This is a genomic window from Lysinibacillus sp. NPDC097195 (assembly GCF_044762075.1).
GTDB lineage: Bacteria > Bacillota > Bacilli > Bacillales_A > Planococcaceae > Lysinibacillus.
Genome location: NZ_JBIWDP010000001.1, coordinates 807,924 through 821,716 on the forward strand (window position 1 = coordinate 807,924; position 13,793 = coordinate 821,716).

Genomic DNA, 13,793 nt, shown 5'->3' on the forward strand with positions numbered 1-13,793 from the left:
TATCAAACGTAGTTGATACATCCCTTTATTTTTATTTAGCTTCAGTATCTGGCGTGAAAGAGCGATTCGCTAATTCTGCATCCAGCATAAAAATAGCATTAGAATCATTCTCAATCCGTTCGATTTTACGAATTAACGTATCAAATGTTGATTCTTCTTCCACTTGTTCATCGATAAACCATTTTAAAAATGCCATCGTTGCGTGCTCACGTTCATCTAATGCAATATCAGATAAGTTATAAATACGACGAGTTACTTCTTTTTCATGAGACATAGTTGTTTTAAAGGCATGTAAAATCGAGTCGAAATGATTTTCAGGACTGTCAAAGCCGTGAATTGTTGCACGGTAGCCCATATCACTTAAAAAATTATAAAATTTCATTGCATGAAAACGTTCTTCTTCAGCTTGCACTAAAAAGAAATTGGCAAAACCATCGTAATCTTGATCTGTGCAATAGGCGGCCATTGCCATATAAGCATGTGCTGAGTAAAATTCAAAATTCATTTGTTCGTTTAGCGCTGTGTGTAGTTTTTCAGATAACATAAATGTTCCTCCCTTTGCAGTAAATACTTACTACTTCTTCTAGTATATAGCGAAAGATGGTCATCATACAGAAAAATATATTTTTCGACATAAATGGTGCAAAAGTGAATTGATATTCTTTCTCAATTAGAAAATTTAATCAAATTCATTTTTTAAACGCCATATTACTTCTAATAGATTTGTAAATAGATTAATGAAATCTAAATATAGATTTAATGCCATCCCTATGACTTCTTCGTCAGACACATGATTATGTCGAATACGGTTAAAATCATATACTGTAAAAAGACTAAACAGTAAGACAGAAACTGCTGCAATAATAAGCCCAAAAACATTACTTACTGGAATAAACATAAAAAGAAGCGAAAACACAAGCACGACGATAAGTACAGTGAATAAATAGCTTCCCCAATTTGAAATATCCTTATTCATCACCATACCTACTAGAGCGAGTATGATGAAAATGATTAGGGTTGCTCCGAAGACTAATAAAACTAATTGTGGTCCGAGCTGGTCTATAAAAAATTGTGTTGTCCAAAAGAGTAAAATCCCCATTAAAAAGGGGATTGCGTACATAATCGAGTTGGCTAGTTTTAAGCTACGAACAAAGCAGGCAATGATTAGGAGTAAAATACATATAAGCGAAAGTGGCATGACCACAGTCGATGGTAATAAAGTGGCAACAAATATTCCTATCGCGGTTAATACCCACATAAAGGTAAAGTGTTTTAAAATTTTATTTAAGTTTTGATTACGGTTAGCATAAGCCATTTAAAAATTCCTTTCTTTTTAAGCTTTCTTAATCCAATACCCGATTTTACAGTAGCAAGCATGGAGAGAGTAGGGCAATCGCCATTAAATCAAATGAACTCACTCCTAAACTCTGACGAACCGCCAATAACTATTATAAAAAATTCGCCAAGACATTATGTCTAGGCGAATTTTATTATAAGCGTTTAGGCTTCTTTCTTTTGGTTTTTGACACCTACTAAGTAGCCACTTAGAGCGATTGCAACTAATACAATCCAGAATGTCGCTTTCCAAAGCGTTGAGTGTGGGAAATCATGTGGAATAACGCCTAATTTTTCATGTGCTAAAGTTAACACAGCTAATTTCACACCAACCCAACCAACGATAAGGAAGGCCGCTGTTTCAAGTGATGGGAATTTTTCCAAGACACGTACGAACCAGCGTGCAGCAAAACGCATCATCACGACCCCGATAATACCTCCAAGGAACATGACACCGAATTGCCCTGCGTTAATGCCACCCACATCAAAATTCCCTAAATGCGGTAATGTAACAGCGATGGCTACTGCGGCTAAAATAGAATCTACCGCAAAGGCGATATCCGCAAGCTCAACTTTAACAACTGTCATCCAGAAACCAGATTGTTTTTTAGGTTCTTTAATGTCATCTGATTCTCCCGCGGCTTTCCGTGAATCATAAATATGCTTAATTGACATAAACAATAAGTAAGCAGCCCCTAGAGCTTGAATTTGCCAAAAATTCACCAGTGTTGTAATTAAAAATAATGCGGCGAAACGGAAAATAAATGCCCCGACTAATCCGTATAATAATGCCTTTTGTTGTTGCGTTTTAGGCAAATGCTTAACCATTACAGCCATCACGACTGCATTATCTGCTGCTAAAAGTCCTTCTAGTACAATTAATACGACTAAAACCCATGCGTATTCTAATAAAATAGCTTCCAAATGTGTTTCCTCCTTTATTTTGGACAGAAATGAATATGATGCTCTTTCCTATTGTTATTTTTAGGCAAAAGAAAAAGACCCATGCCTAAAAAATAGGCAAAGGTCTTGCTAAGCATAACTATTTGGAAGCCCAAATAATAATTTGTACCGATATTTCAGTACAGTACTCATCTTGTTGATGAGTTTGCTATCACACCCGATGGCGACGGCCATGTAATGACGAATGTGAAATCAGATGCATCGTTCGCATCTGCTAGCTACTCCCCTTTGACAGAAATGTCAAAAGCTATTCAATTCTTCTTACAAGGATTATAGCATGTAGTGAGCAAAAAGCAAATAAAAATGTCATTCTATACTTAAATTTCTTTTCCGAATTTTTCTCACAAGTGGTAGTATTGGAGATAAGTGAATTTTTTAGCAACTTAGAGGGGAGACACAAATGTATAAAAAGTTTTTTTCATACTACAAACCACATAAGCGATTATTTGCTATCGATTTTTCCAGTGCGATCGTTGTAGCAATACTAGAACTTGCTTTTCCATTAGCTGTACAATGGTTTATAGACAAACTATTGCCTACAGGGGAGTGGAACATGATTGTCAAAGTTAGTATGTTGCTATTACTGGTATACGTTCTTAGCACAGTACTAAACTTTATCGTCAATTATTTAGGGCATAAATTGGGAATCAATATTGAAACCGATATGCGGCAAGAACTGTTTAATCATGTACAGCGTCAATCATTCCGTTTCTTTGATAATACAAAAACCGGCCATATTATGAGCAGAATTACCAATGATTTATTTGATATAGGTGAGTTTGCTCATCACGGACCAGAAGATTTATTTATTGCGATTATGACATTTTTAGGCGCGTTCGTCATTATGTTTAATGTCAATCCTACACTAGCCCTTATCGCAGCCATTATGGTGCCATTTTTAATATGGCTAGTCACGGTTAGTAACGTAAAGATGAACAATGCGTGGAAAACATTATATGTGAAAATTGCAGATGTTAATGGTCGCGTAGAAGATAGCGTATCTGGCGTGCGCGTTGTGAAATCTTTTACAAATGAAGCGTTTGAAATGGAGCGTTTTAAAGAACAAAATGGGTTTTTCCGTTCTGCCAAATTATACGCCTATAAAATTATGGCGGGTGCCCATTCGAGCATTTATATGATGACGCGTTTGTTAACATTGGTAGTCCTTGTCGTCGGTGCTTGGTTAAGCTTTAATGGAAAATTATCATATGGCGGGCTTGTCAGCTTTGTTTTGTATACAAATGTTCTAATTAAACCAATTGATAAAATAAGCGCATTGTTAGAACTTTATCCGAAAGGGATGGCCGGCTTTAAACGTTTCCGCGAGTTGATAGAGCAAGAGCCAGAAGTGCAGGATCGAGTTGGGGCGCAGCATGTCTCGCATTTATATGGAGATATTTCGTTTAATAATGTGGATTTTAATTATGATACGTCAAAAACTGTTTTACAGAACATTTCTTTCGATGTGCGAGCAGGACAAACTATCGCCTTTGTTGGGCCATCAGGTGCTGGGAAAACGACTATCTGTTCGCTAATTCCAAGGTTTTATGATGTCCATGGTGGAGCGATTACAATTGATGGCATTGATATTCGTAATATGACACAAGCTTCTTTACGTGCGCAAATAGGCATTGTACAACAGGATGTGTTCTTATTTACAGGAACAATTCGAGAAAATATTGCCTATGGCCGTTTAGATGCTAAGAATGAAGAGATTGAAGAGGCGGCTAGAAGAGCACATTTAGCGTCATTTATCGCGGAACTTCCGGACGGTTATGAGACACAAATTGGGGAACGTGGCTTAAAACTATCGGGAGGGCAAAAGCAGCGTATTGCAATCGCCCGTATGTTCTTGAAGAATCCACCGATATTAATTTTGGATGAAGCAACATCTGCGCTTGATACCGAAACGGAAATGATTATTCAGCAATCGTTAGCAGAGCTTGCTGAAAATCGAACGACACTCATTATTGCCCATCGCCTTGCGACAATTCGCAATGCAGATCGAGTGTTAGTTGTGACACCAAACGGGATTGAAGAGGATGGCACATATGAGGAACTAGTAGCACAAGACGGCATTTTTGCAAAACTCCATCATATCCAATTCCGCAAAACAGAATTGGAAAAAGTTTTCTAAACATCATGCATAGGCATCGAGAAAGTAACTCCTCGATGCCTATGTTTTCTTATTTTTCAATTGTTTCGATAAACGACTCTCTACCTGGATTTACTTTGACTACAGTGACGTTTATCTTTCGAATCGAATCTTCAGTTAATTCAATTTTCCCGTTTTCCTCTAATTTTTTCCACGTTTTAATGTCTTTACGGTATAGCTGTTCGGATAAACGGTAAAGATCCGTGTTCAGTGCCAATCCTTCTTTGTATGTTTCTCTTACTTCTTTTTTGACCTGTTTTTTAACCTCTTGACGAATTTCGGACGTAGTGATTTTTTCTGTAATACCAAGGACGTTAGCCTCCATTTTGATATCGATATCAAATTGGACATTATCGTTTTTAACGACAGGCTTTATTTCAACTTTAATATGCTCTAACGTAATGGTTACAAATGTATTATTTGCGCCCATTTGCCCTGTTACTTCACCGCGAATTGTTTTATTGGTCATCCATTTAATGCCGTTTGCTTTATCTTGGGTGATCGCCCCTTTTAAACCTTCCTTAGAAAGTATCGTAATACCCTTTAATTCAATCGATTCAGACGCACCTTTTGACGAGACCCATCCCCTGTCGATTGTTACTAATGGTAAATAGACTTCATGACTTGGTTCATTAAGACCTATTACCAACTCTCGAAGATTTATCGGCCTGACAAAGGATTCCTGTCTAAAGGAGTTTAATGGATCTCCAAGTTTTGATAAAGTGAGTGCCTTATTATTTATCGGTGTGACGACAAGTAATTCATCGAGCGGCTCTTTTGTACCGTATACCCATATTTGATATCTTGTTTCGCGAAAACGTGTTAAAAAGTCAATGACTTGATTAACCTTATTGCTTTTCATAACTTCTTCTGAAAGAACAATGTAGGTTATATGCCCCCAAAACGCTTTTTGGTCAATCGAATGATATAAATCAAAAAGCGATTCTTCTATCGTTTTTCCTTTTGCATGGCCAATTTCGGCTTGTTGAGCATCTGGATTATTAGGCTGTTCTGATTTTGCTATATTAGCAAAATCAATAATTTGCATATACGTTTCATAATGGCCATCTTTATAATCAATCCCAAGTGCGTGAACATAGTACATTCTTTGTGGTTCCGTGACATCCCAACATCCGGATAACACGAATGTGAAGACAAACAATAAACTAAGTATTTTTTTATTCATTTTTTTCCTCACTCGTACGTGTTTGATCTTGTGGCGCTACATAGTTTGGACGTTTGGTATACCCTTTTGGCGACAAACGTAATAATGTTTTTTTAATGGTTTGCCAGTCCAAATCACCACCAACTTGCATATAAGAATAACCAAATATTCGAATATTACATAAATAGAGAAGGGTTAAAAATAGTGATACAAAAAAGCCAAATAAGCCAAAAAAGCCGCTCAATAAAATGAAGCCTAAACGGAAAATACTGACGGTCGTCACAAGTGACTGATTAACGAGTGTAAAGGAGGCAATGGTAGAAACCGCAATAATGACAATCATTTCTGGACTAGTAACACCTGCACGTATAGCGGCATCCCCAATAATTAACCCACCAACGACACTAATTGTGCCACCGATAACAGATGGGAGTCGTAATCCTGCTTCTCGAAACAGTTCAAACATTAATAACATCAATAACATTTCCAGTGAAGAGGGGAGAGGAAGCCCGGTTCGACCTTGTACAATCGTTGCTAAAAACAATAAAGGTATTTGATTTTGATGGTATGTTGTTAGCGCAAGCCAAAAAGCAGGTAATAGTAAACCAATAAAAATCCCCGATATCCGTAGTAATCGTTCAAGTGAACTAAAAACAATCGGGTATTCATTATCCTCGCCTGATTTTAATAATAAAAATAAATTAACAGGCGTAATAACAGCATAGGCAACCCCATCTACAAAAATAACAAATCTTCCTCGAATCAATGCTTGGATGGCAAAATCAGGTCGCCCCGTATAATCGGTTTTCGGAAAAAATCGCGTATTTTTGTTCACACGTTCCATTAGTAAATCGCCACTAAAAACGATATCTGTATCAACTGATTGTAACTGTACTTTTATGCCATTTAAAATATCCATGTTGGCAATATCCCCAAAATAAAGAATAGCCACAGTTGTCTTTGAACGTTTTCCTATTTCCATTTTTTCTACACATAAGGAATTGGTCGGCAGACGTTTTCTTAAAAGGGCAATATTTACTGAGATATCTTCAATAAAGTTATCTCGTGGCCCTTTGACGAGTACTTCCATTCGTGTTTCTTCAGGGCTACGATTAGGTTTTTGCGCAATATTACTGGCAAATAGCAATGCATCCTGCTCGAAAAACAGGAGTAAATGGCCTGTGTAAATAAGGGAAATGGCTTCAGATATAGCTGTTACTTCCTGTAAGCCTGGAATGTGTAATCGTTTATGAATAGACTCTTGTAGTGTTGTATCATCTGATAAATGATTAAAAAGAGTTTGAACACGTCTAACAATAACATCATTGAGTAGTTGTTGATCAATCATCGCCTCACAGATGACAAATTGCACGCGATGTTGTTGAAATACATACTCTTGAAATTGCACGTCCGCTGAATTTTCAAATAGTTGCTTTAAGGTGGATAAATTTAAAGGCTTCTCTGTTGAAGGCATCATGGATCACCACTTTCCGGGTCTTGGTCAACGGCTTTCGACTTTTTGGCTTTCTTTCCAGTCATGACAACGACAATCATTAAAAAAATGGACAGTAAGAAAAAGAAAATAAAAGTAGCTGTTAATATATAATTTCCTTTGAGTTGTAGAAATATGTGTTCATTTAATAACATTAGTGGAAGACAAATAAATAAAAATGGAAATGCGAGCATTTTCCAAATGCGACGCTGGTCTCCAGCCATGCCTAATAAATCTGAAACAACATATAAAATAAAACCGACCCGAATAAATGTGCCTGTTAGCCATTGGTAAATAGAAAGAAAGTCTAAATGCTCCACATAGCGTCCTATTGTAACGAGTCCCCATTCTTCGTATGCAGGATAGCGTTGTTTAGAAGCTTCAGCTGGACCAAATTCTGTAATGGCACCAACGAGTGGCCCCATTGTTAGTCCCGTTAAAATCAGAAGCATGATGGCAAAATGATGCCATCGCAGTCGATCTTTAATTTGATGCTGTATGAATAAAAATAAAATTAACTCTGAAAAGCCCGAAGCGGGATAGATAAGTCCATTGATAACAGGTTGAAAGCCATGTTCAAAATAAGGACGCAGTAAGTCATAGTCCTTCACTTGTAAATTTGTAAATGCTACAAAAAAACCAAACACTACTACAGCTAATAGAACGAACACATTGACGATCACGATGGTTTGTAAGCTAGTCGTAACTAGTAAAATGCAAAGTGCGATGTAAATGACAAGTAGAATGAGCTTAGGCGTTTTCGGTAAAAACGTAGTATTGATCCACTGTAATGTTTCAATCATTGTAAAAGCTGCAATAATAATAAGGAAAATGGCAGTAGTATAGATTACAATTTTAGATCCGACATTGCCAATTTTTTTTGGTAGCCAATCCTTTAGTGGCTCTTGATTGGATTTTCTATGAATATACACTAAAAGAAAGAGCCAAGGAAACATGATAATTGTTGTGAATAGAACGGATAGCCAGCTATCCCTTTCTGCCACTTCTAATAATGGAGGCATGATAGTCACATGATTTTTCAAGCCAATAACGGTCATTGCAAGGAAAACAACATGTAAAATACTAATTGATCCTACACCTTTCATTTGAAAACCCTCTAACATGTTTTGATACATGTTAGCATGGACAAATAATCGTCGGATTATAAGTCAAAAAAAGGGCACTATCCCAATGTCATGAGATAGTGCCAACTTTTAATGAATATATTTATTACTTACAAGAATATTTTGAAGAACTTCTGTAGGTATTTCAAATTCTACTACACCCATATAGCCAGGAGCTACTTCATATTTATCGAAGGAAATAACGAGTTTCCCTTTATCCGAAATGTAGAATTGCTGTTTGGCGTCAATCGTTTTAAATTCATCCATTAGCTCTTCATCTGGTAAACCTGCGCCTTTGATCCAGTATACTTTTTCTGCATTCGATGAAGCGATTTGTTCACGCATTTGTTCTTTAATATTGTCACTAATTACTTGAAGATAGCTATCATCTTTAAATAACATTGGCAGTGTAATTAAAATTTCGTTCTGTTTATCAATTGTATCGTAATGCATAACAGTTGATGAGGAACCGACTGTATTAACGATATAGCGCCCAATCGATAAAATTTGCTCGCTATCTGTTTTAATATCATAGCCACTATCTATACCATAATGACCACCGCCATTGGCTTTTATATCGCCAACTTCTGCAATAAAATCATCGTAAAGTGCTTTTCCTTCTGTACGGTATTTTTCATTTAATGTATTGGCAAGTTCAGTATTACCTAAATTTTCAATAGAGGGGACTTTAATTTTGGCGTCATATGTGTCTTCTGCAACTTCGTATTCAGTCCAAGTTAACACTTTTATAATACTGCCAACAACAGGAATATCAGCAAGTGATCGAGCCATGGCAGGGCTGACATTTAAACCTGCTGTAAATAGCATAGCTGCTGCCGCAGAACCAAGTAACCACTGTGGCGCTCGATTTCTTTTCTTCTTTTTCCCTTGTTTTAATGCATTTTCAACGACAAAGTCCAGTTCCTTTGGTATGGGTACATCATTATAGTGCTTTTTTAATTCTTTTAATTTTTTATCCATGTGTTATTTCTCCCTTCACATCTTGGAGTTGTATTTTTAATAGTTTTAATGCTTTATAAAGGCGTGATTTGGCTGTACTTAGCTTAATGTCCAATATGTCGGCAACATCAGCTAGTTTTAAATCTTCGAAATAATGCAATATCACGACTTCACGGTACATTTGAGGTAACGTTGCTAATGCATGCTCTAAGTCAACGTCTTCGTAGATATCCTCTTTAGCGGGAGTTAAATAGTGTAAAGTATCATCGTCGGTTACTTGTAGGCGGTTATGCTTACGTAAAAAATCGATGGCCGTTCTTACAACAATTTTGTAAAACCAGCTTTTCATATAATCTACATGCTCTAAACGTTCGAGTGAAAGCATGGCTTTTTGAATACTGTCTTGTACGACATCGAGTGCATCCTGTTCATTTTTCGTATAGCTATACGCGAGCAAATAAAAACGCTCTTTCTGTTCACGAATTAAATGGATGAACACTTCTTCATGTTGAAATGCATTTCTTGTCATGTCCAAAGAAGCTCCTTTTTAACATTTTCAATTTGTATACAACTACTAGACGTATGAAAGTGGAGAAAAAGTTGACGGAAAGAAAAAAAACTTACCTCAATACGAGGTAAGGATTGTTTCACGAAAAATAGTCATATGTATTTTTCAGAAGTAAGAGGATTGTTACGACGATGAACAGTTTACGCACATAACTGCTCCCGCGTTTAATTGCGAATTTTGAACCGACGATTGCACCAGCAATTTGGGCAAGCCCCATGGCAAAACCATAAGTATAATGAATTTGTCCTAAGTATATAAACATTAGTAGCGCTGCAATATTGCTTCCGAAATTTAAAAACTTGGCATTACCTGCGGATTTTAAAAAGTCAAAGCCCACCATTAAAAAAGCAAACAATAAGAACGAACCAGTTCCAGGTCCTAAAAAGCCGTCATAGAAGCCGATTAAAGTAATAATAAAGATAAAAAAAGCATATCGTTTAGGTGTTAGCTTTTTGTAAGTAGAAATACTACCCCAATCTTTTTTGAATATCGTATAAACGGCTACAACCGCTAACATGACTAGCATTAGAGGTTTTAACACAGTTGGATCAATTAAATGGACAATCCATGCGCCAATCATGGAGCCCAAAAAAACAAATGGAAATAGCTTATAGACGGATTTTATATCTAGTTTTCCAGAGCGATAAAATGTAATTGTACTTGTGAGAGATCCCATTGTACCAGCTAGTTTATTTGTTGCGACTGCGGCAGAAGGGGGTAATCCTACAAATAGGAGAGCTGGTAAAGAAATTAGCCCACCGCCACCAACTACCGAGTCAATAAATGCGGCCAAAAAGCCAAAAATAATAAGAATAAGTAAAATATTAAAGTCTAAATCAAAAGGCACGAACGTCATCTCTTTTCTATAATAATAATCTGATATTAGCGGAACATCGAGTGACTGTAAATAGCCTGAAAGAATTTTCAGTTAATGCATTTAGTATGCTTCCATGACTGTGAAAATATAAAAGTCTGCAAAATGCAAAAATATTCTACTTTATGTAAATATTTTAATGTATTATGAAGGAAATGATGTTTTTGCGTAAAGGGGACGTGATGACATATGTCTTTAGGAAATCATTTTCGCGTATTTCTGTGCGTTGTGTTGATGGGCGTGCTTGTAGGCTATGTGTTTAATGCGAAAAAGGATGTTACTGATAATGTGTATATCGACACAGTAAAAGAAGGATATTTAATTGATTTTGCGGATGTCAAAGTTCGCGATGCTTTTAATTATGCTTTTACAGAGCCTTATTGGCGCTACTATAAGGCAAAAACAGGACAACATGTCGTAGAACTGTCGGGGGATATAGTTTTTTTAGGGCAGCAAGGACATGCCATCTTACAATTTATAGTGAGTGAGGATGCGAAAGAATTTCAGCTATTTGCTTCTAAATTCAACGATGTGGTCCTAAATTCACAACAAAAGGGAACGCTAGTTGGTATGGTTTACGAAACGTGGGAAATGAAACAGCTTGCCTATCAGTAGGTGCTTTTGCTTTGTAAATAGAGAGGACTATATTACAGTAGAAAGGAGAGCATACAGACAGAGAGGGTGTTTTCGTTGAAATTAAGTATTTTAGATCAAATTCCTGTACCGAAAGGTCAAACTGCTGAACAGGCCTTTTTGCGTACAGAACAATTAGCGCTTTTAGGGGAAGAGCTTGGCTTCAATCGTATGTGGTTAGCGGAGCATCATAATAGCGCATCATTGGCAAGCTCAGCGCCTGAAGTAACAGCCGCCTTTATCGCTGCAAAAACTAAGCGTCTGCGAATTGGCACAGGTGGCGTGATGATGATGCATTATTCGCCATACAAGCTAGCGGAAGTTTTTAAAACATTAAGTGCACTTGCGCCCAATCGCATTGACTTTGGTGTCGGCCGAGCTCCTGGTGGCGACCATGCAGCCATCTATGCTTTGGCAGAAGGACGCAGACATCATTTTAATGAACAATATGATAAGCTCGACACTATTTTAAAGCTAATGAATAGCCAAAAAACGGGCGAATCTGTTTATGATCAGGTAATTGCTTCACCTACTAACATACAATTACCGGAAGCGTGGTTGCTTGGCTCTAGCGGTCAAAGTGCTATGCAGGCAGGACAACGTGGTGTAGGTTATTCTTATGCACAGTTCTTTACTGGCAATATGTCCAAGGATATATTTGATACGTATAAAACGTACTTTACACCTTCTTATTATATGGAAAAACCGCAAATTATCGTTACGTATGCAGCAACTGTTGCTGATACGTTAGAAGAAGCAGAATACCTTGCTAAACCAATCGATATTACGCGCCTTCAGCTAATGAAGGGACAAATTATTCAAGCAATGTCTCCTGAAGAGGCCAAGGATTATCCACTGACAGAGATGGATAAAATGATGATTGCCAATAACCGCAAAGCAAATATTGTAGGTACACCAAAGGAAGTTGCTGCCTTTCTAGTAGCAGAGCAGGAGCGTTATGGCTTCGATGAAGTGATGTTAAACTGCAATCAATATGCGCAGGAAAGTCGCTTGAATTGCTATAAATTATTGGCAAATGAATTGATTGCTAAATAATTCTTTAAATCTAAGTAGGGTTTGATGAATAAGGCGCTCTTTACAAGACAGTCCTATTAATTAGAGTGGCAAGTTGAGCACAACACTTAAAGTGGAGGAGTACAAACCATTAGTTGCAGTTGTGCCTGCTACAATATTAGCTTGTTGAACGGTAAGCATGATAGTAGAGGCTTGTTTATAATGAAAAATGTCCAATGCATTCAGTTGCATTGGACATTTTTTTGTTAAAGTTTTGCCGAGCCACTTGCAAAAGTAGTATTTTGATAATACATATTTTTTACTAAAACATTCGGGCCTAAGCATTTTACCGCAGGGCAGTGGCAATTAAGTGATTTTGCTAAATCTGTCGCCATCCATTTGTCAAAAATCGCTGGTAACTCATCTTGTACGATATTACCAAGTGCCGATGCATCGCCAAAGTCTGTGACAATCACATCCCCAGTGAAAATATTGACGTTTAAACGGGAACGGCCATCTGGATCATTGCGCATTGTGACGTTTTTTTCTTCTCTTAGTCGTTTTAAGAGCTTTTGATCTTCTTCATTCATGCTGCATGGATAGAATGGTAACGTTCCAAATAGCATCCAAGTGTTTTTATCTCTAACATCCAGTAGATGATGAATCGCTTCACGCGTTTCTTCAAGTGATAAAGACGTAAGCGCACTTGCGAAGTCAGATGGGTACATCGGATGGACCTCGTGGCGCGCACATTGCATTTCGTTAATAATTTGGTTATGGATATGCTCCAAGTAAGGCAATGTTTTTTTGTTAAGCATTGTTTCCGCTGATACCATGACACCGTGCTCTGCAAGCATTTTGGAGTTATCAATCATGCGCTGGAACAAAGCTGCACGCTGATTATAGGTTGGTTTTCGCTCCATCATGGCAAAGCCCGTTTCAACGAATTCATCTACCGTACCCCAGTTATGTGAAATATGTAAAACATCTAAATAAGGGGCAATGAGTAAATAACGTTCTGGCTCAATCGTTAAGTTGGAATTAATTTGTGTACGAACCCCACGTGCATGTGCATATTTTAATAGGGGGAGTACATAATTTTGAACGGATTTCTTAGACATCATCGGCTCGCCACCCGTAATGCTAAGCGTTTTTAAGTGTGGAATTTCATCCAGTCGCTTTGTAATCAGCTCTATTGGCAGTGCCTCAGGGTCTTTATTTTGTAATGTATAGCCGACTGCGCAGTGTGCACAGCGCATATTACAAAGGTTTGTTGTAGTAAATTCAATATTTGATAGGGTCATGTGCCCATGTTGTTCGACATCTAAATAAGCTTCCCAAGGATCAAAGCTGGGCGTAATTTTTTGTAAGGTCGTCATAATTCGTACATCTTCCTTTCTAGCATCCTATTGTCTCATATTCGCTGATATTTTCAAATATGAAATTTTTGAACGAGCTTTTTTTCGTTTAAATGATCATTTTCAATCTTTCTTAGCAATGTTTTGTTCAC

The 13,793-nt window shown here is 37.3% G+C and carries 13 protein-coding genes; 3 read left to right on the plus strand and 10 right to left on the minus strand.

From position 1 onward, the window contains the following. Positions 1-31: 31 nt before the first annotated feature. From ACIQXI_RS04070 to ACIQXI_RS04080, 3 genes are all read right to left on the minus strand, one after another. Complete coding sequence (locus ACIQXI_RS04070) at positions 32-544, minus strand: ferritin (RefSeq protein WP_402921881.1); 513 nt, start codon at positions 542-544, stop codon at positions 32-34. A 135-nt stretch (positions 545-679) separates the two neighbouring features. After that, on the minus strand, positions 680-1,315 hold the full coding sequence (locus tag ACIQXI_RS04075; RefSeq protein WP_402921883.1) for a Bax inhibitor-1/YccA family protein: 636 nt from the start codon (positions 1,313-1,315) through the stop codon (positions 680-682). Positions 1,316-1,500: 185 nt separating this feature from the next. Then, positions 1,501-2,259 (minus strand): TerC family protein, encoded by a 759-nt coding sequence (locus ACIQXI_RS04080; protein ID WP_402921884.1) that lies wholly within the window; start codon positions 2,257-2,259, stop codon positions 1,501-1,503. A 439-nt stretch (positions 2,260-2,698) separates the two neighbouring features. Between ACIQXI_RS04080 and ACIQXI_RS04085 the strand changes: the two genes are divergently transcribed. Further along, positions 2,699-4,435: an ABC transporter ATP-binding protein gene (locus ACIQXI_RS04085; RefSeq protein ID WP_402921886.1), complete on the plus strand. Its 1,737-nt coding sequence runs from the start codon at positions 2,699-2,701 to the stop codon at positions 4,433-4,435. 49 nt (positions 4,436-4,484) lie between these two features. Here ACIQXI_RS04085 and ACIQXI_RS04090 read toward each other — a convergent pair whose 3' ends face one another. From ACIQXI_RS04090 to ACIQXI_RS04115, 6 genes are all read right to left on the minus strand, one after another. Continuing rightward, positions 4,485-5,639 (minus strand): Ger(x)C family spore germination protein, encoded by a 1,155-nt coding sequence (locus tag ACIQXI_RS04090; RefSeq protein WP_402921888.1) that lies wholly within the window; start codon positions 5,637-5,639, stop codon positions 4,485-4,487. Continuing rightward, complete coding sequence (locus ACIQXI_RS04095; protein WP_402925656.1) at positions 5,632-7,092, minus strand: spore germination protein; 1,461 nt, start codon at positions 7,090-7,092, stop codon at positions 5,632-5,634. The genes ACIQXI_RS04090 and ACIQXI_RS04095 overlap by 8 nt, the downstream gene beginning before the upstream one ends. Further along, a complete protein-coding gene (locus tag ACIQXI_RS04100) occupies positions 7,092-8,216 on the minus strand; it encodes an endospore germination permease (protein ID WP_402921890.1) in 1,125 nt (374 codons plus the stop codon). The genes ACIQXI_RS04095 and ACIQXI_RS04100 overlap by 1 nt, the downstream gene beginning before the upstream one ends. 108 nt (positions 8,217-8,324) lie before the next feature. After that, complete coding sequence (gene rsiV, locus ACIQXI_RS04105; protein WP_402921892.1) at positions 8,325-9,215, minus strand: anti-sigma-V factor RsiV; 891 nt, start codon at positions 9,213-9,215, stop codon at positions 8,325-8,327. Continuing rightward, entirely contained in the window at positions 9,208-9,723 is a 516-nt protein-coding gene (locus tag ACIQXI_RS04110) for an RNA polymerase sigma factor SigV (protein ID WP_402921894.1), read from the minus strand. Before ACIQXI_RS04110 ends, rsiV begins: the two co-directional genes overlap by 8 nt. 118 nt (positions 9,724-9,841) lie before the next feature. Beyond that, complete coding sequence (locus ACIQXI_RS04115; RefSeq protein ID WP_402921895.1) at positions 9,842-10,609, minus strand: TSUP family transporter; 768 nt, start codon at positions 10,607-10,609, stop codon at positions 9,842-9,844. Between the two features lie 216 nt (positions 10,610-10,825). Here ACIQXI_RS04115 and ACIQXI_RS04120 point away from each other — a divergent pair, with 216 nt between their 5' ends. Together ACIQXI_RS04120 and ACIQXI_RS04125 are read left to right on the plus strand one after the other, a co-directional pair. Continuing rightward, positions 10,826-11,251 (plus strand): hypothetical protein, encoded by a 426-nt coding sequence (locus tag ACIQXI_RS04120; protein ID WP_402921897.1) that lies wholly within the window; start codon positions 10,826-10,828, stop codon positions 11,249-11,251. A gap of 75 nt (positions 11,252-11,326) precedes the next feature. Further along, the gene (locus ACIQXI_RS04125) at positions 11,327-12,325 is read left to right on the plus strand and encodes an LLM class flavin-dependent oxidoreductase (RefSeq protein WP_402921899.1); all 999 of its coding nucleotides are present in this window, start codon (positions 11,327-11,329) and stop codon (positions 12,323-12,325) included. A 224-nt stretch (positions 12,326-12,549) separates the two neighbouring features. Here the strand turns inward: ACIQXI_RS04125 and yfkAB are convergent, their stop codons facing one another. After that, positions 12,550-13,662 carry a radical SAM/CxCxxxxC motif protein YfkAB gene (gene yfkAB, locus ACIQXI_RS04130; protein ID WP_402921901.1) on the minus strand — a complete coding sequence of 371 codons (1,113 nt, stop codon included), beginning with the start codon at positions 13,660-13,662 and terminating at the stop codon, positions 12,550-12,552. Positions 13,663-13,793: the final 131 nt, after the last annotated feature.